This is a genomic window from Elizabethkingia occulta (assembly GCF_002023715.1).
Lineage (GTDB): Bacteria > Bacteroidota > Bacteroidia > Flavobacteriales > Weeksellaceae > Elizabethkingia > Elizabethkingia occulta.
This window is the reverse complement of sequence record NZ_MAHX01000005.1, coordinates 65481-91821: the sequence shown is the minus strand read 5'-3', so window position 1 is coordinate 91821 and position 26341 is coordinate 65481. Positions and strand designations below refer to the sequence as shown.

At 35.5% G+C, this 26341-nt stretch carries 24 protein-coding genes; 14 read left to right on the top strand and 10 right to left on the bottom strand.

The window, feature by feature from the left end; all coding sequences use genetic code 11:
- Positions 1–78: 78 nt before the first annotated feature.
- Positions 79–543, top strand: a complete 465-nt coding sequence (locus BAZ10_RS02600; protein WP_078770725.1) for a PepSY-like domain-containing protein — start codon at positions 79–81, stop codon at positions 541–543.
- 82 nt (positions 544–625) lie between these two features.
- On the opposite strand, the gene rpe is transcribed toward BAZ10_RS02600, so the two are convergent.
- Complete coding sequence (gene rpe, locus BAZ10_RS02595) at positions 626–1276, bottom strand: ribulose-phosphate 3-epimerase (protein WP_078770724.1); 651 nt, start codon at positions 1274–1276, stop codon at positions 626–628.
- Positions 1277–1381: 105 nt separating this feature from the next.
- The gene (locus tag BAZ10_RS02590) at positions 1382–2248 is read right to left on the bottom strand and encodes a sigma-70 family RNA polymerase sigma factor (protein WP_009088483.1); all 867 of its coding nucleotides are present in this window, start codon (positions 2246–2248) and stop codon (positions 1382–1384) included.
- 163 nt (positions 2249–2411) lie between these two features.
- Here BAZ10_RS02590 and BAZ10_RS02585 point away from each other — a divergent pair, with 163 nt between their 5' ends.
- The 5 genes from BAZ10_RS02585 to BAZ10_RS02565 all read left to right on the top strand — a co-directional run bounded on the left by BAZ10_RS02585 (position 2412) and on the right by BAZ10_RS02565 (position 8239).
- A complete protein-coding gene (locus tag BAZ10_RS02585) occupies positions 2412–3341 on the top strand; it encodes a DUF6845 domain-containing protein (RefSeq protein ID WP_078770723.1) in 930 nt (309 codons plus the stop codon).
- Between the two features lie 107 nt (positions 3342–3448).
- On the top strand, positions 3449–6274 hold the full coding sequence (gene uvrA / locus BAZ10_RS02580) for an excinuclease ABC subunit UvrA (protein ID WP_078770722.1): 2826 nt from the start codon (positions 3449–3451) through the stop codon (positions 6272–6274).
- 8 nt (positions 6275–6282) lie between these two features.
- The gene (locus BAZ10_RS02575) at positions 6283–6777 is read left to right on the top strand and encodes a GNAT family N-acetyltransferase (protein ID WP_078770721.1); all 495 of its coding nucleotides are present in this window, start codon (positions 6283–6285) and stop codon (positions 6775–6777) included.
- Between the two features lie 95 nt (positions 6778–6872).
- Positions 6873–7199: a LytR/AlgR family response regulator transcription factor gene (locus BAZ10_RS02570; RefSeq protein WP_078770720.1), complete on the top strand. Its 327-nt coding sequence runs from the start codon at positions 6873–6875 to the stop codon at positions 7197–7199.
- Between the two features lie 563 nt (positions 7200–7762).
- Complete coding sequence (locus tag BAZ10_RS02565) at positions 7763–8239, top strand: hypothetical protein (RefSeq protein ID WP_078770719.1); 477 nt, start codon at positions 7763–7765, stop codon at positions 8237–8239.
- Positions 8240–8268: 29 nt separating this feature from the next.
- Here BAZ10_RS02565 and BAZ10_RS02560 read toward each other — a convergent pair whose 3' ends face one another.
- The 6 genes from BAZ10_RS02560 to BAZ10_RS02535 all read right to left on the bottom strand — a co-directional run bounded on the left by BAZ10_RS02560 (position 8269) and on the right by BAZ10_RS02535 (position 14388).
- On the bottom strand, positions 8269–8730 hold the full coding sequence (locus tag BAZ10_RS02560) for a methylglyoxal synthase (RefSeq protein ID WP_078770718.1): 462 nt from the start codon (positions 8728–8730) through the stop codon (positions 8269–8271).
- 82 nt (positions 8731–8812) lie between these two features.
- Entirely contained in the window at positions 8813–9061 is a 249-nt protein-coding gene (locus BAZ10_RS02555; protein ID WP_078770717.1) for a DUF6952 family protein, read from the bottom strand.
- A gap of 3 nt (positions 9062–9064) precedes the next feature.
- A complete protein-coding gene (locus tag BAZ10_RS02550; RefSeq protein WP_034867070.1) occupies positions 9065–9376 on the bottom strand; it encodes a thioredoxin family protein in 312 nt (103 codons plus the stop codon).
- 95 nt (positions 9377–9471) lie between these two features.
- Positions 9472–10107: a peroxiredoxin gene (locus BAZ10_RS02545; RefSeq protein WP_078770716.1), complete on the bottom strand. Its 636-nt coding sequence runs from the start codon at positions 10105–10107 to the stop codon at positions 9472–9474.
- A gap of 144 nt (positions 10108–10251) precedes the next feature.
- Entirely contained in the window at positions 10252–13194 is a 2943-nt protein-coding gene (locus BAZ10_RS02540) for a M16 family metallopeptidase (protein ID WP_078770715.1), read from the bottom strand.
- Positions 13195–13197: 3 nt separating this feature from the next.
- Positions 13198–14388: a pyridoxal phosphate-dependent aminotransferase gene (locus BAZ10_RS02535; RefSeq protein ID WP_078770714.1), complete on the bottom strand. Its 1191-nt coding sequence runs from the start codon at positions 14386–14388 to the stop codon at positions 13198–13200.
- Between the two features lie 89 nt (positions 14389–14477).
- Here BAZ10_RS02535 and rsmG point away from each other — a divergent pair, with 89 nt between their 5' ends.
- Positions 14478–15107, top strand: a complete 630-nt coding sequence (gene rsmG, locus BAZ10_RS02530; protein WP_078770713.1) for a 16S rRNA (guanine(527)-N(7))-methyltransferase RsmG — start codon at positions 14478–14480, stop codon at positions 15105–15107.
- A 38-nt stretch (positions 15108–15145) separates the two neighbouring features.
- Here rsmG and BAZ10_RS02525 read toward each other — a convergent pair whose 3' ends face one another.
- Positions 15146–15640, bottom strand: a complete 495-nt coding sequence (locus tag BAZ10_RS02525) for a DoxX family protein (RefSeq protein ID WP_078770712.1) — start codon at positions 15638–15640, stop codon at positions 15146–15148.
- 208 nt (positions 15641–15848) lie between these two features.
- On the opposite strand from BAZ10_RS02525, the gene BAZ10_RS02520 reads away from it, so the two are divergent.
- The 5 genes from BAZ10_RS02520 (at position 15849) to BAZ10_RS02500 (ending at position 20445) form a co-directional block, all read left to right on the top strand.
- Positions 15849–16526, top strand: a complete 678-nt coding sequence (locus BAZ10_RS02520; RefSeq protein WP_078770711.1) for a DUF4197 family protein — start codon at positions 15849–15851, stop codon at positions 16524–16526.
- Positions 16527–16589: 63 nt separating this feature from the next.
- On the top strand, positions 16590–16898 hold the full coding sequence (locus BAZ10_RS02515; RefSeq protein WP_059153969.1) for a YbeD family protein: 309 nt from the start codon (positions 16590–16592) through the stop codon (positions 16896–16898).
- Between the two features lie 123 nt (positions 16899–17021).
- The gene (gene ychF, locus BAZ10_RS02510; RefSeq protein ID WP_078770710.1) at positions 17022–18113 is read left to right on the top strand and encodes a redox-regulated ATPase YchF; all 1092 of its coding nucleotides are present in this window, start codon (positions 17022–17024) and stop codon (positions 18111–18113) included.
- Between the two features lie 147 nt (positions 18114–18260).
- The gene (locus BAZ10_RS02505; RefSeq protein ID WP_078770709.1) at positions 18261–19349 is read left to right on the top strand and encodes a hypothetical protein; all 1089 of its coding nucleotides are present in this window, start codon (positions 18261–18263) and stop codon (positions 19347–19349) included.
- 10 nt (positions 19350–19359) lie between these two features.
- Entirely contained in the window at positions 19360–20445 is a 1086-nt protein-coding gene (locus tag BAZ10_RS02500) for a hypothetical protein (protein ID WP_078770708.1), read from the top strand.
- Positions 20446–20455: 10 nt separating this feature from the next.
- Here BAZ10_RS02500 and BAZ10_RS02495 read toward each other — a convergent pair whose 3' ends face one another.
- The gene (locus BAZ10_RS02495; protein ID WP_078770707.1) at positions 20456–21604 is read right to left on the bottom strand and encodes a methionine aminotransferase; all 1149 of its coding nucleotides are present in this window, start codon (positions 21602–21604) and stop codon (positions 20456–20458) included.
- Between the two features lie 99 nt (positions 21605–21703).
- On the opposite strand from BAZ10_RS02495, the gene BAZ10_RS02490 reads away from it, so the two are divergent.
- Both BAZ10_RS02490 and BAZ10_RS02485 read left to right on the top strand, forming a co-directional pair.
- Positions 21704–23605 (top strand): DNA topoisomerase IV subunit B, encoded by a 1902-nt coding sequence (locus BAZ10_RS02490; protein ID WP_078770706.1) that lies wholly within the window; start codon positions 21704–21706, stop codon positions 23603–23605.
- A gap of 126 nt (positions 23606–23731) precedes the next feature.
- Positions 23732–26308 (top strand): DNA gyrase/topoisomerase IV subunit A, encoded by a 2577-nt coding sequence (locus BAZ10_RS02485; RefSeq protein WP_078770705.1) that lies wholly within the window; start codon positions 23732–23734, stop codon positions 26306–26308.
- Positions 26309–26341 lie beyond the last annotated feature (33 nt).

Sequence of the window (26341 nt, the reverse complement as noted above, 5' to 3'; positions counted from 1 at the left end):
GCTCACTTTCAATATTCTGCACAATAAAAAGCATTAAATAATGTTATATCTGTATAAAAAAGCATTAAAATTAGAATTATGAAAAAAGTATTTTTGACCCTTTTAAGCGTTTTTACCCTAAGTACAGCATTTATTTCCTGCAATGATGGTGGAGATATTGCAATTGAGACTCAGGAAGTAAAATCAACTGATTTACCTGCAAAGGCTCAGGCGCTTATCAGAACATCGTATGCAGATGTTCAGGTTAAAGAAGTAAGAAGGGCTGATTTGGGGGATAACAAGTTTTTCTATGCAGTTGAATTAGCTGATGGTAGCAGACTAGATTTTGATACAAACGGAGATTGGGTAACAATTGATAGTAAAGTAAAAGCAGTTCCCGCAGCTGCAGTACCTGCAAATATTTCTTCTTATGTAAAAACAAATTATCCTTCTAAGGACATTATGTACATTAACAAAAATGTTAAAGGCTACTTTGTTAAACTTACAACTAATATCAAGTTAAGCTTCGATGTTAACGGAAACTTCGTAAGCAACGACTGGTAATCTTTAAATTAATGAAAAAACCGGAAAAAATATTCTCTTCCGGTTTTTTTATGTCATAAAGACACATTTATACTGTCAAAAGTTACTTCTTCAGTTCTTCAATCATGGCTGAAGGGTTCTCCGCCGAGAATACAGCATTTCCGGCGACAAGTACATCAGCTCCGGCTTCAAAAAGCTGAGCTGCATTATGCTGGTTTACACCGCCATCAATTTCAATTAAAGCATTAGAATTGTATTTCCCAATCAATGCTTTTGTCTGATGGATCTTTTTATAAGTATTTTCTATAAATTTCTGTCCTCCGAAACCAGGATTTACACTCATTAAAAGTACTAAGTCTACATCTCTAATAGTATCTTCTAAAACAGACACCGGAGTAGCAGGATTTAGTACTACACCAGCTTTTGCGCCTAAATCTTTAATCTGGTGAATTACTCTGTGCAGGTGAGTACAAGCCTCATAATGAACAGTAACCAAATCTGCACCTTCTTTTACAAACTCTTCTACATACTTTTCAGGCTCTACAATCATTAAATGCACATCGATAAACTTCTTAGCATGTTTTTTAATAGCCTTCATTACAGGAAAGCCAAAAGAAATGTTAGGTACAAAACGTCCGTCCATAACATCCACATGAAACCAGTCTGCCTCGCTATTGTTAATCATTTCAATATCTCTCTGCAGATTTCCGAAGTCTGCCGAAAGTACCGACGGAGCAATTAGTTTGTTTTTCATTTTTACTTTTTACTTATTTATATTCTTAGATAAAAAAGAGGACAAAGCTTATTAAAAACTTTGTCCCATATTAAATTTACAATCTTGTCATTGTTTCAGTCAGAATTACTTTCCTAAATAAGATTTAAGAATTTTACTTCTGCTGTTATGCTTTAATCTCTTAATAGCTTTTTCTTTAATCTGACGCACACGTTCTCTGGTCAGATCAAATGTTTCTCCGATCTCTTCAAGAGTCATAGGATGTTTTCCGTTTAACCCGAAGTACAATCTTACTAAATCAGCTTCTCTTGGCGTTAAAGTATTCAGTGCTCTTTCTATTTCAATCTGTAGAGATTCAAGCATCAAATCTTTATCCGGAGAAGGAGATTCACCTGAGCGAAGAACGTCGTAAAGGTTAGAATCTTCACCTTCAACTAATGGAGCATCCATAGAAAGGTGACGACCTGAGTTCTTCATGGATTCTTTAATATCCTCTTCACTCATATCCAATACTTCTGCCAATTCTTCTGGTGAAGGCGGTCTTTCATTTTCCTGCTCCAAGTGAGCGTAGGCTTTATTAATTTTATTAATAGAACCAATCTTGTTTAAAGGAAGACGAACAATTCTGGACTGTTCTGCCAAAGCCTGAAGAATAGACTGACGAATCCACCATACCGCGTAGGAAATAAACTTAAACCCTCTGGTCTCGTCATAACGTTTCGCAGCTTTCATTAAACCAAGATTTCCTTCGTTAATCAAATCGGGAAGAGAAAGTCCCTGATTCTGGTATTGCTTAGATACAGAAACCACGAAACGAAGGTTAGCTTTAATTAATTTTTCTAAAGCTACTCTGTCTCCTGCGCGAATTTTCTGTGCTAAATCTACCTCTTCATCAGCTGTAATCAATTCTACTTTTCCGATTTCCTGAAGGTACTTGTCCAACGATGCAGTTTCCCTGTTGGTAACCTGCTTGGTAATTTTAAGTTGTCTCATAGTATAAATACTCACCCACGAATTATGGGCTACAATTATATATACGTATGAAACAACAAAAAGGTTACAACTTTTTTATTTTATTTTCATTTTTCTTTATCCCTGTAAATTTTATTTTGACCAAGTTTTTTTGTAGATTGGCTCTCACAAAACAAATTCCATTATGAAAAAGACCATAACCATAGCTGTTTTAGCTGCATTACCTTTATTTATGACAAGTTGTAAAAAAGATGCTACAGGCACTAAAAATAGTACGGTTGAAGTAAAAGAGGATGATGCTAATGCTGTAATAGACTTTAACAATAAGTTTCTCAAGCAGTATAAAAGCCGTACAAGTAGCATAGAAAGTATTATAAAATACGCTAATGATGCTGTGAAAAAATCCAGTGGCGGAGATGTATTAATTATGTCTATGGTGTCTCCGTCATTCGAAAGTGCAATGGATAAGATAGAATCTGTACCAGCAGGATTTGGTAAAGTAAAAGGAGATATCGAAAAAGATTTTAAAATTTTTAATGAGACTAGTGCTTCTATTAAAAGTAAGTATGAAGAATTAAAGTCTTATATGTCTGCTGAAGACTATAAAGATGACAAAGGATCTAAAGCAAAAAAAATTCAGACAGAAATAGAAGCCACGGCAAAAGATTTTGTTGATGCTGCCGAAAGAATTCTGGTTAAAATAAAACCTGCTGCTGATGCTGCTGAGGAGATTACACTAAAAGATCATCCGCTGAAAAAATATATCCTCTCTTCCAAGTCAATGCTTAACAGTATCGACAATTCTTATGAAGCCTTCAATAAGCAGTATACAGATGGAAAGTATAACGAAGCTGAAAGTCAGAAAGCTTATGATGAAGTAAACAAATTATGGGAGGCCAATAAGGCACTTAAATTTGAAACCAGTGATTCACAAAGCAAATACAAAGGTACAAGCTATGATAATCTGAATAAAAATGTAGGAAATTATATGGATAATCTTAGAAAACTGATGAGAGATGCTAAAGGTTCCGGAAAAATATCCGACAGCGATATGAGAACACTGGACAACTACTATGACTCTATTATTTCCAGTTACAATACATTTGTTAATTAGTAACATATCTATAGTTAAATAAAAAATCCCGGACTTGCCGGGATTTTTATTTTTAAAAGCATATCTATTCCTGAAATTTCACAAATCATCATTATCTTTGTAACCTTATGGAAAACACAGATTTCATTGAAGTGTATGGTGCCCGCGAGCACAACCTGAAAGACATTAACGTAAAAATTCCACGTAACGAATTAGTGGTTATTACTGGGCTTTCTGGTAGCGGAAAATCATCGCTGGCTTTTGATACAATATTTGCAGAAGGTCAAAGAAGATATATCGAAACTTTTTCGGCTTATGCCCGACAATTTTTAGGTGGCTTGGAAAGACCTGATGTTGACAAAATAGAAGGTTTATCTCCGGTTATTGCTATCGAACAGAAAACAACGTCTAAAAACCCACGTTCTACAGTAGGTACAGTTACCGAACTGTATGATTATCTCCGTTTGCTTTTTGCAAGAGTTTCGGATGCTTATTCGGCAGATTCCGGAGATAAAATGATTGGTTACTCCGAGGATCAAATTCTGGAGGCAATCCGTGAAAGCTACAGCGGTCAAAAAATATTATTACTATCTCCGGTTGTAAGATCTAGAAAAGGACATTATCGTGAGCTTTTTGCGCAATATTCCAAAAAAGGATATTTACAGGCCAGAGTAGATGGTGAATTAATTGATATAGAACCCGACCTAAAGCTGGACAGATACAAAACTCACGATATAGAAATTGTTGTGGACCGCCTGATTATAGGAGAAGCCGCCTCTGAAGCAAGAATTCAGAAGTCTCTGTTTACAGCATTACATCTTGGAGAGGGGATTGTAATGATACAGAAGTTTGGAGAAGATAATTTCAGATACTTCAGTAAAAATTTAATGGATGCGGTAACGGGAGAGTCAATACCTTTACCGGAACCTAATACTTTTTCTTTTAACTCACCAAAGGGGAGTTGCCCAACCTGTAAGGGACTGGGAAATATAAAGAAGATTAATACAGACTTTTTTGTAGAAAATCCTAAACTTTCTATTAATCAGGGTGCTTTATTACCACTTGAAGATATTAAGAACAATAAATGGCTTCTTACTCAGATCAAATCTATTTTAGAGCTTTATGATCTGGATTTATCAACGTCTTTTAATAAAATTCCTGAAGAAGCATTAGAGCTTATCTACAATGGCTGTCATCAGGACATTGTAAAAGATCTTAAGCATGCGGGAATCAGTAAGAAGATTAAAATAAACTTCGAAGGTCTTATTCCTTTCCTGGAACAGGTTGTAGAAGATAAAGAAAGCTATGAAGCTACATTAATAGAAAGGCATTTTACTACCGATGAAATATGTCCGGACTGCCATGGCGCAAGATTACAGCCTTCCAGCTTACAGTTTAAAATCGACGGTAAAAATATTTCAGAAGTCAGCGCTCTTTCGCTTTCCGAACTTCAGGAATGGCTGGAAGCGGTTAAAGATAAATTCTCTGAAAAGAATAAAATTATTGCCCACGAAATTCTGAAAGAAATTCAGAGCCGCCTGGGCTTCCTTCTGGATGTAGGATTAGATTACCTAAGCCTTAGCCGTGCAACCCGTACACTTTCAGGAGGAGAATCTCAACGTATCCGTCTGGCAACGCAAATCGGGTCTCAACTGGTAAATGTTCTTTATATTCTGGATGAGCCTTCTATCGGTCTTCATCAGCGTGATAACGAAAGACTTATCAACTCTCTTAAAAATCTTAGAGATATTGGTAACTCCGTTATTGTGGTAGAACACGATAAAGATATGATTCTGGAAGCAGATCATGTACTGGATATTGGCCCTAAAGCAGGAAAATTCGGTGGAGAGATTCTATGGCAGGGAAAACCGGATGAACTGATAAAAGCAGATACTATAACGGCTGACTATATTACTGGTAAAAGAAAAATAGAAATTCCTGCAGAAAGAAGAAAAGGAAATGGTAAATCAATTGTTTTAAAAGGAGCAAAAGGAAACAATCTTAAAAATGTAAATCTTGAAGTACCATTAGGACAACTGGTTGTGGTAACTGGTATCTCCGGAAGCGGAAAATCTTCTCTGATTAACGGAACATTGTATCCGATTCTTAACAGACATTTCTACAGAAGTGTACAGGAACCTTTACCATATAAAAGTATTGAGGGAATAGAGAATATTGACAAAATTGTAGATGTAGATCAGTCCCCAATCGGAAGGACACCACGTTCTAATCCTGCAACTTATACAGGAGTATTTACAGATATACGGAACTTGTTTGCAGAACTTCCTGAAGCCAAAATACGTGGTTATAAACCGGGAAGATTCTCTTTTAATGTAAAAGGTGGAAGATGTGAGACCTGTCAGGGGGCAGGATTAAAGCTTATTGAAATGCATTTCCTTCCGGATGTTTATGTACACTGTGAAACCTGCAACGGGAAGCGCTTCAACAGAGAAACACTGGAGGTTCGTTACAAAGGAAAATCTATTTCCGATGTACTGGACATGACCATTAATGAGGCAGTGGAATTCTTCCAGCCAATACCTAAAATTTTTGCAAAGGTTAAAACTTTACAGGATGTTGGTTTAGGTTATATTACCCTGGGACAGCAGTCTACAACACTTTCGGGTGGAGAAGCTCAGCGTATAAAGCTAGCTACAGAACTGGCTAAAAAACAAACCGGAAATACACTTTATATATTAGACGAACCTACTACCGGACTACATTTTGAGGATGTAAAGGTCTTGCTAAATGCAATAGAGCAGTTGGTGGATATGGGTAATTCTTTTATCATTATAGAGCACAATATGGATGTTATAAAAATGGCAGACCATATTATAGATATAGGACCGGAAGGGGGTAAACATGGTGGTAAGATTGTTGCAGAAGGAACTCCTGAACAGATTATTAAAAACAAAAACAGCCTTACAGCTAAATTTTTGAAAAAAGAATTGTAATTTGGATTATGGATAATTTTGAAATCAGAAACATGCAGGAAACCGACGGTCAGTTGGTATTAGATATTTTCAAAGAAGGAATTGACGGAAATAATGCAACATTTGAAGAAAATGTTCCAACCTGGGAAGCCTGGAAAATCAATCATTTTGAGAACTGCAGGCTCGTAATAACTGATGAAAACAACACGGTTATAGGATGGGCAGCTTTGTCTCCTGTAAGTAAAAGACCTTGCTTCAGTGGTGTTGCAGAAGTAAGCATTTATCTGTCTAATGCTGTAAAAGGGCAGGGGCTTGGTACACTTCTTCTTCGCAGACTTGTTAACGAAAGCGAGGAAAATGGCTTTTGGACCTTGCAATCCGGTATTTTCCCAGAAAATAAAGCAAGCATGAATACTCACCAGAAATGTGGTTTCAAAGTTGTTGGTACCCGTGAGAAAATAGGCAAGATGCCTGATGGAACCTGGAGAGATATTATATTGGTTGAAAAAAGAAAAGAAGATTAATATTATCTAGCTTCTGATTCATCATAAACTATATACAGGCACAGACTTTCCGTTTGTGCCTGCTTTATAAACACCATAGGAATAGAATTTAAAATATGTCTGAAAAGCAATATACCTTTATAAAGTCCGGAAAAAGGTTAATCAAATTAAATTTTGACGAAATCTCTATCATTAAGGGACTTGGCAATTATGTGGAAATTATTACAACACACAATAAAAAACTGGTATATTATAAATCGCTAAAAGACCTTATTGAAAATCTTCCGGAAGAATTTATGAGAGTTCATAATTCGTTTATCATCAATCTCAGAAATGTAGATTACTTTGAGGACAACCATTTGATTATAAATGATCAGAAAATTTCTGTTGCAAAAAGCTACAAAGACTGTCTGCTGAAGAGTATAGAGAAATTATTGCTCTAAATAACCTCGGTTCGGGATAAGAAAATTAATATCATGTTAAGCTTTCCTAGAAGAAAAAATAATCAAAATATTGTCTTTTTCCTTACCTACAAATAGTTTTCAATACAATTTTTGAGGCAAGAATCGCTTAAACTGATTTTGATACAAAGCACTTTTGCATTAGAAACAAAAAGTTAGAAAAAGCAATTAAGATAGCGTTCCTCCGGAACGCTGTGAATTTTCATAATTATATGCTCTACTACAGATATAAAGTTCCTAAAGGAACTTATATAATACATTACATGCTCTGTATCAATTCAAGGTATGAAAAATTAGAAATATGCTCCGGAGGAGCCTAATTTGTGTAGAAAACAAATGCCCCAGAAAATGAGTATTCCGGAGGAATACTATCTCATAACAGGATTATTTTCACTCTTCTCTGATTATATCTGTTCCAGGCTTTCTTACCTAAAATCAGTTTAAATAATAAAACCTTACGGCTGAATAAAAAAATACAGCAGGTAAATAATAACTTTTCCCAGCATCTGAAAGCACACTAGTTTTGTTGAAAAATAAAACAAATTATGTCCTCACCATCAAGTTCAGAAAACAATTCTTTTATGGCAGATGTTCTGTCTGTTGACTCAATAATAAAAGCTTCATACGAAGTCGTATCTGGTGAAAAGGGTGCTAAAAGACAATGGCAAAGAGACAAGTTTCTGCATCATCCTAAAGCAGTTTATTCTTTCACAGATCGATCTGGCGAAAAACAGGAACAAGTCGTTATGTCAATCGGAGAATTTCAGCATGAAACAGACGAAATGGTTTTAGAAACTGCTTTCTATGAAAAGGAGATTAACCGGGAAGTAAGGATTTTCGGAAATATAGCCCATGTATGGAGTACTTACGAAACCCAATTAGAAAAAGATGGTCCCGTCATAAGAAGGGGAATCAATAGCATCCAACTTTTCTTTGAAAACAACCGTTGGTATATTATATCCTGGATTTTCGATAAAGAACTGGACAGCAACAGAATTCCTAAAACTTTTGACAGGAACTGATATGATATTTTGTTTATTTGAAGTACTGCTTATACTTCTGGAATATTTCTTTTCAAATAACCTTCATAATCCGGTATTTCTGCCTGATATTCAGTTTCCATAAAAGGAGAGGAGAGTATAAAGTCTGCGGTAGCACTATCACATGCCATTGGTGTATTCCATACAACACAAAGTCTGATAAAGGCTTTTACATCGCTGTCGTGTGGTTGTGCTTCCATAGGATCCCAAAAGAAGATTACAATATCTATCTGACGCTGTGCAATCATAGATCCAAGTTGCTGATCTCCTCCCAGCGGACCACTCATTACTCTTTTAACTTCTACACCCAAATGCTCCTCAATAAGTTTCCCCGTTGTTCCGGTAGCAATAAGATTATGCTTCGTTAATTTCTCTGCATGTTTTTGCACCCACCTTACCAAATCATCTTTCTTATGATCATGCGCTACGAGGGCGATAGTTTTTCTTTCTGGCAGAGTTCTTATGCTTTTCATAAATTATTAGTTAGTTATACAAAGTTAATTTTTAGACATAAAAAAAGCAACCGTTCAGGTTGCTTTTATATAGATATCGGGGTTATCTGTCGATACTTCCCATTACTTTCTGGGCAAAACCATTTAACGCATCTTTTTCTGACGCTCCGGCCTTTACCTGTGCGTGTACTTCCTGTGCTCCGCAAATATTGGTAATAAGCTCTCCGGTAACATCTAAATCCTCATCAGAAACACCTCTGAACTCAGTGAATTTTTCCAGTACTTCCAGAGTAGCATCTAATTGCTCCTCTGTACAGTTTTGGTATAGCTGTCTTATAATTGGTAATTTCATGTCTTAAGCTTTAATTTCGTTGAACAATTCGTTTAAAACTTCAGCTTTATTCGTCTGAACCTGATTTTTTAACTGACCTCCTTCAAAAGCCGCAAAAGTAGGTAAGTTGTCTACATTCGCTAATTTTCTGGATTCAGGAAGTTTTTCTGCATCTACATAGTAGAATGGAACATCTTCATTTTCAGAAGCCAGTTTTTTAAATTTAGGCTTCATAATTCTGCAATTACCACACCATGACGCACCATATTGTACCATCACTTTTGCATTGCTGTTTATAATTTCTTGTAACTTATCTTCTGTTAATTCTAAAAACATCGTTGTATTTTTTTGTTAAAATTTGGGTATAAAAAATGTGATAATCAGCAAAAGCTAACTTAACCAATTATCACATTATATTTTATTTTTACGGATTAGTGCTTGCTAAGGTACTCAGCTACTCCTTTTCTGTCTGCATTCATTGCATCTTTACCTTCTTCCCAGTTTGCAGGACAAACTTCTCCGTGCTTTTGTACGTGTGTATAAGCATCGATTAGTCTAATGTACTCTTGTACATTTCTTCCTAATGGCATATCGTTTACACTTTCGTGGAAAATTTTTCCCGTTTCATCGATTAAGTAAGTTGCTCTGTAAGTAACATTACCTCCTGAGTAAACTTCTTCACCAGTTTCATCATCATAGTCTACATCCTGATCTAAAATACCTAAGATAGAAGAAAGATGTCTGTGTGTATCTGCTAAGATTGGATAAGTTACCCCTTCAATACCACCATTGTCTTTTGGAGTATTTAACCATGCAAAGTGAACTTCGTTAGTATCACAAGATGCACCAATGATCATAGTATTTCTTTTTGCAAATTCTTCAGTAGCTTCCTGGAAAGCGTGAAGTTCCGTAGGACATACAAAAGTGAAATCTTTTGGATACCAGAATAATAATACTTTAGTTTGCTTATTTACAGCCTCTTCAAGAATATTAATTCTTAAGTTATCGCCCATATCGGAGATTGCGTCTACTGTTACATTTGGGAATTTCTTTCCTACTAATGCCATAATTCTTCTGTTTTTTTATTAATTAATAATTATTGATTATCTAATTTTGTGATACAAAGATATAATATAAATTCTATTGATAAAATATTTTTTAATAAATAAAATCTATCAAAATAATTTTCGAAAATCTCTTACTCTTACTTATTAATAACCAAATATTTCAGCAAGTGTAAGCTTTTTAAACTCACCAAGCTTCTTCATATCTTCTTCTTTTACTTTATTTTCACTAGCCACTATACAATAGGTATAATTCTTACCACTAAGCTCCTTGGAATGGAAATTTTTAATATCATTAAAACTCATAGTCTGGGTTTGCTCATATATATTCTTACGAATATCAAAATTGTTTCCTAATTTCTGAGCTTTGATATAATTGAAAATAATTCCGTCCTGAGAGATTCTTTCTGATGCTAATGTTTTCTTTAATCCGTCTTTAGCCGTAACAAATAGTTTTTCAGATTGTGGCAGTGTAGTAAGCAATTCATTCATAGCAGCAGTTGCCTCATTGAATTTATCTGCCTGCGTTCCTACATACGCCATAATAACATCTCTGTCTCCTTTTTTACCAGGAGTAGAGTAGTATGATGAAGTAGAGTAAGCCAAAGCTTTAGATTCTCTTATTGTCTGGAATACAATTGATCCCATTCCGCCACCAAAATAATTATTGAATAAGCTAATTGTCGGAACTTCTTTAGCATTATAGAAATCGGAATTTCTGGACCATGCTACTTCCGACTGAACCATATCATAGTCAGCAAAAAGCACTTTATTCTTATCTGAAGTAGTTTGAGTAAATGTTTTACTCTGAGTAAAGTTTTTGAATGCAGACGGAGACTTATGAAGAGGTTTCAATGTTGCTACAAGCTCTGCCCCGGCTTTTGGTCCATAATAAAGAACTTCATGCTTGTAGTTGAACAGATCATGTAAGATTGCAACAAGATCCTCAGCTTTCAATGCATCTAATTCAGCATCTGTCAATACATTATTAAATGGATTCTGAGCGCCATACTGAGCATAACTTCTTAATCCGGCCATAATAGCACTTTTATTCTGCTTAGCATTTTGTCTTCCTTTTTTCAATCTTGCTTTGAATGCCTGTAAAGCTTCTTCATCCGGCTGACAGTTTTTAAGAAGATCTTCAAAAAGACTTATAGTCTGCGCAAAATTTGAATTAAGACCATCTAATGTAATATAGGTTTCTTCATTACCAGCACTTACATTGAAACTGGCTGCCAACTTATAGAAATCTTTACTTATATCTTCTGAAGATTTATTTTTAGTCCCCAGGAATTCCAGATAACTTGCTGCTAAAGGCAATAGTTTATTATTCCATTTTCCTACACCGAAATAATAATGCAGGCGGAATAAGTCATTATCTGTATTTTTTACAGAAAGGATATTTAATTCGCCCAATTTAGATTTCTGAATGTCTTTGTTATAATCCAGCCATACTGGTTTTATAGGAGATTCAGGCATATTATTAACCTTTATAAGGAAAGGAGATTGTGCATCGCGATTAACTTCTACCGGAGTGATAGGTGGTTTCTCAACTTTCACTACATTTTTGTCTGCACCTTTTCTCTTGTAAACAGCCACATAATTATTATCATTAAAATATTTATTGGCAAAATTTACAATATCCTGTTTGGTAAGAGCAGAAATCTCACCGATATAATCCAATGTAGATTTATGATCCACACCGGATGTAAATTCATTCATCAGATTACCTGCACGGGAGGTGTAGCTCTCATCACCCTGAATTGTATTTTTCTTTACGTTATTTACAATAGACGGGATTAGATCATCCGGGAAATCTCCTTTTTTAAGTTTGTTAATTTCCTGAAGCAATAATTCTCTAACCTGATCCAAAGTTTGTCCTTCAACAGGATTCCCTTGTAAAAGCATTACAGAATAATCTTTTAAAGGATATGCAAATGCTGATGCTCCCAGAAGTTTTTGTTTTTTAATCAGATCCAGATCAATAAGTCCGGCTTGTCCATTGGTCAACATTTCACCGACTAACGAAAGTAAACGGGCATCTTTAGTAGAAGCACCAGGGAAACGGAATCCTATCATAATATTCTCCGGATTAGGTCCCCATACTTCTTTTACCACAGGTGCAGAAATAGGATTTTCCTTTCCAGGATTATATTCAGGGATTTGCTTTGTCTGCATATAAGAGAAAGCCTTATCTATTTTAGCTATAAGCTCGTCCGGATTAAAATCTCCAGACATAATAACCCCCATATTGTTAGGTACATAATAGGTGTTATAATATTCGCGAATTGCTTTTAAAGAAGGATTCTTCAAATGTTCGATAGTACCAATGGTAGTTTGTTTACCATAATTATTCTCTGGGAAAAGTCCAGCAAACATCGTTTCAAAAACTTTACGTCTGTCGTCATCCAATCCACGATTCTTCTCTTCATAAACGGCCTCCAGCTCGGTATGGAAAATACGTAATACCGGAGCACGGAAACGCTCAGACTGTAATGCTAAAAATTTATCCATAGCATTAGCAGGGATATCCTCAGTATAAACCGTCTGTTCAAAAGATGTAAAAGCATTAGTACCTTGTCCGCCCATAGCACCCATCATTTTGTCGTATTCGTTAGCAATTGCAAATTTTGCCGCTTCTCCTGATACCTGGTCTATCTGCTTGTAAATAGTTTTACGCTTTTCAACATCTGTCGTTTTATTATACTCATCATATAATGCATCTATTTTATCTAAAAGCGGTTTTTCCTTAGACCAGTCTTTTGTACCAAATTTATCTGTCCCTTTAAAAAGCATATGCTCCAGATAGTGAGCTAATCCGGTATGATCTGCAGGATCGGTTTTACTACCAGCTTTTGTAGCAATATATGCCTGAATACGGGGTTCTTTTTTAGTTGGACTTAAAATAACGGTTAATCCATTCTTCAGTGTATAATACCTTGCTGAAGTAGGATCATTCGTTACATATTTATAAGTATATCCGGCTGAAGTAGCCTCTTTCCAGTCATGTTCCTGGCTTTGAGCAAAGTACATATTGCTGAATGTTGCAGCAATAGTAGTTGCAATAGTAATTTTCTTAAAAAAATTCATATATTAATATTTGGATAGGGTTTCTTTCATCCTTTTAGCGGCTTCTATAAGGTCTGCTTCGGAAGATGCATATGAGAAACGTATACATTCCGGAGCTCCAAATGAAACGCCGCCTACACAAGCAACTTTAGCTTCGTCTAATAAAAACATTGCAAAGTCGTCTGAATCTTTAATTTCTTTCCCGTTTAGTGTTTTTCCAATATAATAGGAAATTTCAGGGAAGATATAGAAAGCACTCTTAGGCTTGTTTACTTTAAAACCAGGAATTTCTTTCATCAGATCGTATACAAGATCTCTTCTTTTCTGGAAAGAATCGATCATAGACTGATAATGTTCTTTTCCTGCATCTAATGCTACAATAGAAGCTCTTTGAGCCATTGTATTAGCACCAGAAGTCATCTGTCCCTGTACTTTATCACAAGCTGAAGCCAACCATGTTGGTGCAGCACAGTAACCAATTCTCCATCCTGTCATAGCGAAAGCTTTAGACATTCCGTTGATTACCGCTGTTTGTTCATATACCTGAGGGAATTCTGCAATACTTGTATGTTCTCCTTCATAATTAAGATATTCATAGATCTCATCAGAGATAATAGTAATCTGAGGATATTTAGCTACAACATTTGCGATCGCTTCTAATTCTTCATGGGTATAATAACTACCAGAAGGATTACAAGGCGAACTATATAAAATTGCTTTTGTTTTTGGAGTAATTACTGCTTCCAGCTGCTCTGCAGTCATTTTGAATTCAGTATCTATTGAAGTTTCAATAAAAACACTTGTTCCGCCAACTACTTTTACCATTTCATCGTAGCTTACCCAATAAGGAGTAGGCAGGATAACTTCATCTCCATCATTAATAATAGCAAAAAGTACATTAACAATAGATTGTTTTGCACCGTTTGATACTACGATCTGATTTGCTTTATAATCCAGATTGTTATCTCTCTTCAGTTTTCTGGAAATAGCCTCACGAAGTTCCAAAAACCCCGGAACAGGAGAGTAGTGGCTAAAGTTTTCATTGATAGCATCGAATGCTGCTTGTTTTATATTATCCGGAATATCGAAGTCTGGTTCTCCCAAAGTTAAACCTATTACATTAACCCCTTGCGCGCGCATTTCTCTTACTTTGTTAGACATTACAAATGTCTGAGAATAACTTAATCTGTTCAGTCGATCCGAATATTTTTCCATAGTTTTTAATTTTTATTGTTAACAAAGGTAAAGGATTATCCGAAATTTTTCGTGGAATTATCATTATTTTTGTGCTCTAAAAACAAAGTATGTCAGCAGACCTTATCTTAAAGCATTTCCCCAATATAACTGAGAAACAGAAAGAACAGTTCCAAAAACTAGAAAATCTGTATACAGAATGGAACCAGAAAATAAATGTAATATCCAGAAAAGATATGGATGCTTTATATGAAAAGCACATTTTACATTCTTTGGGAATTGCTAAAGTAATGCCTTTTGCTGAAAATACTAAAATACTGGATATTGGTACTGGTGGAGGATTTCCGGGTATTCCGTTAGCCATTCTATTCCCGGAAGCTCATTTTACATTAGTGGACAGCATCGGAAAGAAAATTACAGTAGTAAATGCTGTTGCAGAAGGTCTTGGACTACAAAATGTAAAAACATATCATGCAAGGGCTGAGCAGGTGAACGAAAAATTCCATTTTGTAGTTAGCCGTGCTGTTACCCAAATGCCTGTTTTTCTTACATGGCTAAAAGGAAAGTTTGAGAAAGAAAATTTCAACGCAAAACATAATGGCGTTCTGTATCTTAAAGGAGGATATTTAGCGGAGGAATTAGCAGGAATTAAAGCAGAAATCTTTAATCTGAAAAATTATTTTGAGGGTGAATTTTTCGATACCAAAAAAGTAGTGTACATTTCTAAAGGACACGTTTAAGTATTCAGTAACTTTAGATAAAATATCAGCATATTCTTCTACCAGGAAGAGTATGCTTTTTTCTTTTTAAGGAAATAATCCAGTCCGAAAACTTTATATCCGTAGAAGGAAAACATACCCAACAGCATAATATATAAGACCTGTGGAAGAAAAAAGAAATAAGTAAGCCATGTAAAATTATCCATTGGATGGACGCCTGTTTTAGGATCAATCGGAATAAGTTCTGTAGGAATAGAGTGGATATCTTTAGTGGTAATTGCTACGATCATAATGATGATGAGCGAGAAAGAGCTAAGCCTTGTAAGTAAACCCAGTAACAGCAATAATCCCCACAGGGCCTCATTAAATGCTACAAAATGAGCCATAAGCTGTGGGTCTGAAAAACCAATTTTAATCATTGTATTCAGCATGTAGCCCTGAAAAACTGGATGGAACAATTTATTGAGGCCTGTAATAAAAAAGAATAGGCCTATACTCATCCGGCATATTAAATAAAATACATTCCCTGCTTTGTTTAAACTTTCTGGTTTCATTTCTATACATTTTAATCTGTTATCTCCTTCTTAAAAGACAAAAGAGCCGGATACCAATTATCACAAATAACCCAAGACCAGGCACCTAACAAATATAACTAAAAACAAGTACTAATTTTGTTTAATAATCGTTAAAAGCTATATAAAACTTTATACAGATTTAGAGTTTGGAATACTATTTGTCACAAACAGCAAAAATAAGTCACTTATGAAAAAAACAGTTTTTGTACTCACTGCAGGTGTAATAATGGCGGGAGGCCTTATGTCGTGTGGTTCAAATTTAGGCGGAACAATGGGGGTTGGTGCATTACAAAATCTTCTTTTCAATGCCAGCAGCCAAGGATTCAGTATATTAGGAAATCCACAGGAATTCATGACCAATGCACTGATTCAGTCTGCAATGCCGGAAGAACTCCGCAAAGTAAACAATACTCTGGAGTCTGTAGGATTAGGCAATCTTGTAAAAAAAGAAAAACAATATATTGCTGAAGCAGCAAAGCTTACCGTTAATACTTCTAAACCAATCGTAACTCAGGCCATCAAAGAAATGACCGTTACAGATGCAATTAACATTGCTTCCGGTGGAAAAGGAGCTGCAACGGCTTACCTGAAAAACAAAACAAGGGAAAAATTAATTGACGCTATTCAGCCACAGGTAGATGCAAAGCTTAACGAATATGGAATTGTAAAAAGTGTAAATACAGCGTTAAGCGGAAGCAGCATCAGTGGTATTTTGGGTACAATTCTTGGTACGGATAAGAAAAATAATGTAAATGCCGCATCACCAATCACCAGATTAGCTTCCGAACAGATGGTAAACGGACTATTCTATGTAATTGAAAATTACGAAGTAAACAACGTTACCAATCCCAATGCATGGAAATAATCTAAGTTTTATTAAATTGCAGCATTATTTCACTAACCTTTTATAAGGTTTTACATAAAGATCATGAACAAGGAAAACAATATTAACAAAGCACCTAACCCGGAAGAATTTTACAAAAAGCTGCATACACAGCTGGAAGAGCATCATAATTTCCCGGAGGACTATACTTTCAAATTTATTATCGAAAACAATCCGAGTCTGCTGACTGATATTTATAAAGTTTTCGATGAAACCAAAAATACGTTTTCAACGCGGGAAAGCAGCAACGGAAAATACATGAGTTGCACCATCGTAGCATTCGTCCTGGATGCAGAGCATGTAATAAAGCTATATAAAGAAACAGCTAAGATAGAAGGGGTTATTATGCTATAAACCTGAACTTTAAAATATTTAAATCCTGACTTTATGTTGGGATTTTTTATATTTAGTACACTCCTGAAAACCTGATTTTCAAATAAACAGTTTAAACCTTATCTTTGCACAAATTATTTTTTAATGAAATGTGGTATCGTAGGTTTACCCAATGTAGGTAAATCAACTCTTTTTAACTGTTTAAGTAACGCTAAAGCTCAGAGCGCTAACTATCCATTCTGTACTATAGAACCAAACGTAGGGACTGTTTCTGTTCCGGATCAGCGTTTATTCGAACTGGAAAAGCTTGTAAAACCAGAGAGAGTTTTACCTGCAGTTGTAGAGATTGTAGATATCGCAGGACTTGTAAAAGGAGCAAGTAAAGGTGAAGGTCTAGGAAACCAGTTCCTGGCTAACATCCGCGAATGTGAAGCAATTATTCACGTACTAAGATGTTTTGAAAACGACAACATTACTCACGTAGAAGGCACTGTTGATCCGTTAAGAGACAAAGACATTATCGATATCGAGTTACAGCTTAAGGACTTAGAAGCCGTATCTAAAGCAGTAGATAAAGCTAAAAAATTAACAAAATCTGGTAAGAGAGATGATATTTTGGCTTATGAAACTTTAGTAAAGCTTTCTGAATTTATTGAAAGCGGAAGAAATGCAAGAGAATTTCCTATGGATGATTTTCAGGCAGGGATTATTTCTGAAATTCAGTTATTGACAAACAAGCCGGTTCTTTATGTTTGCAATGTGGACGAGAATTCTGTAAAAAACGGTAATCCTTGGATTGAAAAGATAGAAGCTATGGCAAAAGCCGAAAGTGCTGAGACTATTGTTTTAGCAGCTCAGATTGAAGCTGATATAAACGAATTGGAAACTTTTGAAGAAAGACAGATATTCCTTGAAGAACTTGGATTAGAAGAACCAGGTGTAAACCGTCTTATCCGTGCTGCATATACTTTATTAAATCTTCAGACTTACTTTACTGCCGGGGTAAAAGAAGTAAGAGCATGGACTATCGGAAAAGGATGGACAGCTCCACAGGCTGCTGGTGTTATCCATACTGACTTCGAAAAAGGATTTATCCGTGCAGAAGTAATAAAATACCACGACTATATCCAATATGGTACTGAAGCTAAAATTAAAGAAGCTGGTAAACTTGGAGTAGAAGGAAAGGAATATATCGTACAAGATGGTGATATTATGCACTTCAGATTTAATGTGTAAATAATCCTCAAAATATACAATAAAAGCTTCCCGTGGGAAGCTTTTATTGTATTATAGAGCCATGTCAAGGTTTTAAGCCTTGACAAGGTTTAAACGTTTCCATAAATTTGGGAGCGTTTTTTGTATACGTTATTGAAATCATAATCTATGAAAAAAATATACTGGCTTATATTACCATTTATCTTTTCATGCTCCAAAAATATTGAGGACAGGTGTTTTGTTTACAAAAAGGATAATAGAGATGGAGATTACAAAGAAGAAATACCTTATACTGTACAGCAAATCCTTAATGAAAAACCTGACTACCTTGAAATTGAAAACCTGAAAAGCTACAGAAGCTTTAAAAAAGATAGTACAGAATACAATTTTCACAATATATCCGACGAAGAATCTGAAAAGAGAGTAAAAACCTATAAGAATGATTATAAATTATTTAAAAAATTCTTTTCCGATCAATTCTGGTATCTTCAAAGACAGCAAATTGAAAACACACTCTATTCACTTGCAAAGAATAATCTAGGTTACTGGCTTTTAAAAATTGAAAAAAATAAACCTTCAGCTTATTTTTTAGGATTAAGCTTTAGTCATTATTACTTCAATAAAATCCAGGAAAATCCTATTATAAAAGGTGATTATTTCCAGATTGAAGGCAGCTTAGTAAAAATAGTAAAAGTTCCGGGACTTCCCGGTTATGACGATTATTCAGCAATAGAGGACGGAAAATTATTCAAAATAAAGCTGAAAGATCTGATACTGGATTCCGACCAGGATGGCTATAATGATATTTTCGAAAAAAGCTTTGGCTTAAATCCCAATAATAAAGACACAGATGGTGACGGAATCGACGATTTTAACGACATGAACCCAATGTATAAATCAGAGAAAAATAAATTCTCTCAACTTTATGATCAGTTAATACAAGCTAATTCTTCAGGTATTGAAAACCCCGAAAAATTACATTATTACTTTAATGTTTATATTAATGATTGCGATTATTTTCATCAGGTAAATCCATATATCAAAACGTTATTTATCCCTGAAAATAAGAAAGAGCAAACCAATTATACCAAGGTAACGGATGTGGCAAGAGAGAATATTTCCAAAATGCAAAAAGATGAGAAAAATCCAAATATTTTTTATTTTAAGGTATCAGGAAACAGTTATTCAGATGGCTGTTCAGCAGAATATAAAAATGGAGAGTGGGATATAACTATACGTCAAGGATTTGTCATTTAAAAAATGATCTATGAGAAAAATGTACTGGCTTCTATTACCATTTATCTTTTCATGCTCCAAAAGTACAGAAGACAGATGTTTCATGAGTGGCAAAGAAAACTCATTTGAAACCTATGTAGAAGAAAAAACCTATACCATACAGCAAATTCTTAATGAAAAACCAGACTATCTTGAAATTGAAAATCTAAAAACCTACAGAAGTTTTAAAACGGATAGTATCGGAAATACCATTCATAATATATCCAAAGAAGAAGTGGAAAGAAAATGGAAAGCCTATAAGAATGATTATAAATTATTCAACGAAGCGTTTTCAGAACAATTCTGGTATCTAAAAAAACAGCAAATTGGGAATATCTTATATGCTCTTGCCAAAAATGAATTAGGCTATTGGCTTTTAAAAATCGAGCACAACAAACCTTCAGCATATTTTCTAGGCTTAAGTTTTAGTCATTATTATTTTAATGAAGTTCAGGAACAACCTATTATAAAAGGTGATTATTTCCAGATTGAAGGCAGCTTAGTAAAAATAGTGAAAATTCCGGGACTTCCCGGTTATGACGATTATTCAGCAATAGAGGACGGAAAATTCTTCAAAATAAAGCTGAAAGATCTGATACTGGATTCCGACCAGGATGGTTATAATGACATTTTTGAAAAAAGTTTTGGTTTAAATCCCCATAACAAAGATACAGATAATGACGGAATCAATGATTTTGATGATATGAATCCTATGTATAAATCCGAGAAGAATAAGTATACCCAACTATACGAACAATTATTACAAGTCAATTCCGGATTTTCCAATCCGGAAAAGCTACATTATACTTTTGGAATTTATATGAGTAACTGTGATTATTTCCATCAGGTAAACCCTCATATCAGAGTTTTATTTATCCCGGAAGAAAAGAAAAAACAAACAAATTATATTAAAGTTACGGCAGCAACTAGAGAAGAAATTTCTAAAATGCAAAAGGACAAAAAAAATCCAAACATTATATATATTGACAAAGCAGGAAGTAGCTATACAAACAGTTACCGTGCGGAATACAAAAATGGGAAATGGGATCTAATTATAGACCATTCAATTGTCATTTAAAAACATGGCTTTATTTTAGTTTTTCAAGATACTGAAGTGCCTGTTCTATTGTTTCATTCTTTTTCGCAAAGCAGAAGCGTATTACAGCTTCATCCGTACCATCTTCATAGAAAGACGAAAACGGGATTGTAGCTACTTTATGTTCTTTGGTCAGCCATTGAGCAAATTCCAAATCTCCCAAATCTGAAAACTTTTTATAAGATGCAGACAGAAAATAAGTAGCCTCAGGAATTAAAACATCAAATCCAATTTCTGACAAACCTTTTGCTAATAAATCTCTTTTCTTCTGGAAGAATCCTGACAATCCGGTATAACTTTCCGGGTTTTGCAAAAGCTCTGCTATAGCATACTGAGCGGGCGTATTTACACTAAACACATTGTACTGATGCACTTTTTTCACCTCCTGCATAATAGATTCCGGAGCAAGCACATAACCCAGCTTCCAGCCTGTAATATGGTACAACTTCCCAAAAGAGGCTACAATTATACTTCTGTCTTTTAATTGGGATTGACTAAGGCTTAGGTGCTTTTTACCATCAAACACAATATTTTCATACACATCATCACTTAGAATAACGATGTTGGTATTTTCAACCAAAGCTGTCAATTGGGAAATGTCTTCTGCATCCAGAATATTCCCAGCCGGATTATTCGGATTATTAATAATGATCATTTTTGTTTTATCCGTTATCATTTGCTTTACAACCGACCAGTCAATCTTATAATTGGGATAATGAAGCTTTACCGTTTTAGGAATTCCTCCAAAAAGTCTGATCACCGGAATATAAGAATCATAGGCAGGTTCAAAGACGATTACTTCATCTCCTGCATTTACCAATGCAGCAATAGAGCAGAAGAGAGCCTCCGTTGCGCCTGCTGTAACCATTACTTCAGATTCCGGACTATAATCTATACTATAACAATACTTTACTTTTTCAGAAATTGCATTGCGCAGGGGTTCTATACCCATCATTGGAGCATATTGGTTAAAACCTTTTACAGCATATTTACCAATATTCTTTAACAACTTTTCATCCGGATAAAAATCGGGGAATCCCTGAGAAAGATTTACAGCATTTTCTTGCTGAGCCAACATAGACATTCTTGTAAAAATAGTCGTTTGAACCTCAGTAAGTTTTGAGTTTAAAAGCAAAGGCATTATATTTTTTTTAACAAACAAAAATACTTATAAAGCATCACTCTAAGGCATAAAAACTCACAAAAAATCACTATTTTTGTAGATATTACAATTTCAAGAATGTCTGAAAACACTACTGTTAACTATTCCGAAGATAATATACGATCCCTCGAGTGGCAGGAGCACGTAAGATTGCGTCCCGGCATGTACATCGGAAAACTGGGAGATGGTTCTTCCGCCGATGATGGTATCTATATTCTCTTAAAAGAAATCATCGATAACTCGATTGATGAATTTGCCATGAACTCTGGTAAAAGAATCGAAATAAAATTGGATGAAGGCAAGGCCATTATCCGGGATTATGGTCGTGGTATCCCTTTAGGTAAAGTTGTGGATGCGGTATCCAAAATGAATACCGGTGGAAAATACGATTCTAAAGCATTCAAAAAATCTGTAGGTCTGAACGGTGTAGGTACCAAGGCTGTAAATGCTCTTTCTAACTTCTTCAAGGTAAAGTCAGTTCGGGAAGGAAAAGCCAAAGTAGCCGAATTTAGTCAGGGAGTTATTGTACAGGATTTTCCGGAGGCAGACACTACCGAAAGAAATGGTACCGAAATTACTTTTGTACCAGATGATACAATCTTCACCAACTATCGTTTCAGAAAAGAGTACATCGAGAAGATGCTTAAAAATTACTCTTATCTGAATCCAGGGCTGAAAATTGTATTTAACGGACAAGTATTTGTTTCAGAAAACGGTCTTAAAGATCTCCTTCAGGATGAGATTGACGGTGAAATCCTTTATCCAATCATTCACCTGAAAGACAATGATATTGAAGTTGCTATTACCCACTCGGATAAATCTCAGTCCGAAACGTATTTTTCATTTGTTAACGGACAGAATACCACACAAGGAGGGACACACCTTAATGCTTTCCGTGAAGCATTTGTAAAGACTATTCGAGAATTTTATAATAAAAGTTATGAAGCTGCCGATGTAAGAAAATCTATTATCGCTGCTATTTCCATAAAAGTAGAAGAACCTGTTTTCGAATCTCAGACCAAAACCAAACTGGGAAGTAACGAAATGGGACCAGGCCAAGTTACTGTACGTACTTTCGTAAATGACTTCCTTAAAAACAAACTTGATAATTTCCTTCATAAAGAACCAGAAACATCGGAAGCTTTATTAAAGAAAATTATCGTTTCCGAAAGAGAGAGAAAAGAGCTTTCCGGTATTCAGAAACTGGCTCGTGAGCGTGCAAAAAAGGTATCGCTTCACAATAAAAAACTTAGAGACTGCCGTCAGCATTATAACGATCAGAAAGCCGACCGCAAATCGGAAACTATGATCTTTATTACCGAGGGAGATTCCGCATCAGGATCCATCACGAAGAGCCGTGATGTAGAAACACAGGCGGTATTCAGTTTAAAAGGTAAACCCTTAAACTGCTACGGGCTGACCAAGAAGGTAGTTTATGAAAATGAAGAATTCAACCTGCTTCAGGCAGCTCTTAACATTGAAGAGAGTTTGGAAGATCTTCGTTATAATCAGGTTATTATCGCTACCGATGCCGATGTCGATGGTATGCATATCCGATTACTAATGATTACATTCTTCTTACAATTCTTCCCGGATGTTATCAAGAACGGACACTTATATATCCTTCAAACACCTTTATTCAGGGTTAGAAATAAAAAAGAAACCCGCTATTGCTACACCGAAGCTGAAAGAGTAAAAGCACTCAATGAGCTTGGGAAAAACCCTGAAATCACACGATTCAAGGGACTTGGTGAAATTTCTCCGGATGAATTCAAACACTTTATCGGAAAGGATATCCGTCTGGAACCTGTTGTAATGGGTAAAGATACCACAATAGACCAACTACTGGAATTCTATATGGGTAAAAATACACCGGACAGACAGAACTTCATTCTGGAAAATCTTGTTGTAGAAGATACGGACATCGAAAGAAAAGAACTGAAAGAAGAAGAAGAAGTGATAACTGAAACAGAAGGATAAGAAAAAACTTCAACAAACTCAGTATGGGAATGCTAAAATTTAGATTATTAGTCTTTAGCATTAAATACTGAATATGTAGAAGCCCAATATATTCTTATTAAATTATATACAGCGCTACCAATATAAATGGAAGAAAACAATTTAAACCACGCAGAAGAATCATTAAAGAAAGTCTCCGGGCTTTATCAGGACTGGTTTCTGGATTATGCCTCTTATGTAATTCTTGACCGTGCAATTCCGTCCGTATATGATGGACTGAAACCTGTGCAACGAAGAATTATGCATTCTATGCGTGAACTGGAAGACGGGCGTTATAACAAAGTTGCCAATATCGTAGGTAATACAATGAAATATCACCCGCATGGTGACGCATCCATTACCGATGCAATGGTACAAATCGGACAGAAAGAATTATTAATAGATACACAGGGAAACTGGGGAAATATATTCACGGGAGACAGTGCAGCTGCAGCGCGTTATATAGAAGCCCGGCTAACTCCTTTTGCTCTGGAAGTAGTCTTTAATCCGAAAACTACTGAATGGGCAAAGTCTTATGATGGAAGAAATAACGAACCTATTGATCTTCCTGTAAAGTTCCCTTTGCTTCTAGCACAGGGAGTAGAAGGGATTGGTGTAGGTCTTTCTACCAAAATCTTACCACACAACTTCAACGAGCTAATCAACGCATCTGTTGCTTACCTGAAAAAGAAACCTTTTCAGGTATTTCCTGACTTTCTTACAGAAGGTCTGCTGGATGTTTCTGAATACAATGACGGGCAACGTGGTGGTAAGGTAAGGGCAAGAGCAAGAATTACCCAGAAAGATAAGCATACGCTTATTGTAACCGAGCTTCCTTTCTCCAAAACGACTGGAGACCTTATTGATAGTATTATTAAGGCGAATGAGAAAGGGAAGATTAAAATCAAGAAAATTGAAGATAATACTTCGGACAAGGTAGAAATTCTGATTCACCTTCATCCGGATGTATCACCAGATAAAACAATTGATGCATTATATGCATTTACCGACTGCCAGGTAACTATTTCACCAAATGCCTGTGTTATTGTAGGGGATAAACCAATGTTCCTGAATGTTTCGGACATTCTGAAAATGAATACAGACCATACAGTATCATTACTAAAACTGGAGTTAGAGATAGAACTTGGGGAGCTTGAAGAGAAATGGCATTTTGCATCTCTTGAAAAGATCTTCATAGAAAATGAAATCTATCAGGAGATTAAAAACAGAGCTTCAAAAGAAGAAGTTTACAGCGCTATTGATCTGGCTCTAAATCCATTTACCAAGCATCTGATGCGCAAAGTTACTGTTGAAGATATCATCAGATTGACGGAGCTTCCTTTCATGAGAATATCCCGTTATGATCAGGACAAAGCGCTGGAAAATATTGCAGCACTGGAAGGGAAAATAGAGCAGGTGAAGCATCATCTGGCGAATCTTATTACTTATGCAATAGATTATTTCCTGAACATCCAGAAAAAATACGGAAAGAATAAAGAAAGAAGAACTGAACTAAGAATTTTTGATACTATCGATGCAACCAAGGTAGCTGTAGCGAATGAGAAGTTCTATGCTAATTTCGATGAAGGCTTTATCGGTACTTCACTGAAAAAAGACCAGTTCCTTTTTGAATGTTCAGATATCGACGACATTATTATCTTCCGTAAAGATGGTACGATGCTCGTAACCAAGGTAGAATCTAAAACTTTTGTCGGCAAAAACATACTGCATGTTGGCATTTGGAAGAAAAATGATAAACGTACAGTTTATAACATGATCTACCGCGAAGGTAAAGAGGGACCTTATTACATGAAGCGTTTCTTTGTTACCGGTGTTATCAGAAGTAATGAATACAACCTGGCATCGGATAAGAAGGGATCGGAAGTTCTTTACTTCTCTGCTAATGCAAATGGGGAAGCAGAGGTTGTAAATGTTTTACTGAAACCAAGTGCCCGTATCCGTAAAAACAAACTGGATATAGATTTCTCCGAACTGGCAATAAAGGGTAGAGACTCTAAAGGTAATCTGGTAACCAAATATCCGATTAAAAAGATCGAAATGAAGGAGGAAGGTGTTTCTACACTGGCTCCCCGTAAAATATGGTTCGATGAAGCTGTAAGAAGGCTGAATGCAGATGCAAGAGGTACTTTCCTTGGAACTTTCAAAGGTGAAGACAAAATTTTATTGGTTACGCCAAAAGGAGAAGCCCGCCTTGTAAGCTTTGATCTTTCTAACCGTTTCGATGATGAATATATTATCCTTGAAAAATGGAAACCGGAACAGTCAATAGGTTGTATTTACTATGATGGCGAGAAAGAGCGTTATTTTGTAAAGCGCTTCTTGCTGGAAAACACAAACAATCCACAACTATTCTTCCCGTCGGAACATCCTAAATCTTTTGTAGAGTGGGTAAGTACCGGTAAAAATGCATCAGCCGAGCTGATTTTCAGTAAAGAAAAAGGAAAAGATAAAGATCCGGAAACCATACTGATAGATGATTTTATTACTGTAAAAGGTATTAAAGCATTAGGAAACCAGCTGTCAAAAGACAAAATACGAACCATTAACATTACAATTCCTGAACCTGAAGAGGAGGAAGTAATTGAAGAAATTCCGGATACTTCTGAGGATTTTGATGATGATGGTACAATAGGAAATCTGTTTGAGGAAGGAGACGACAACTAAAATATTTTGGCTTCGCTCAGTATAGTATAAAAC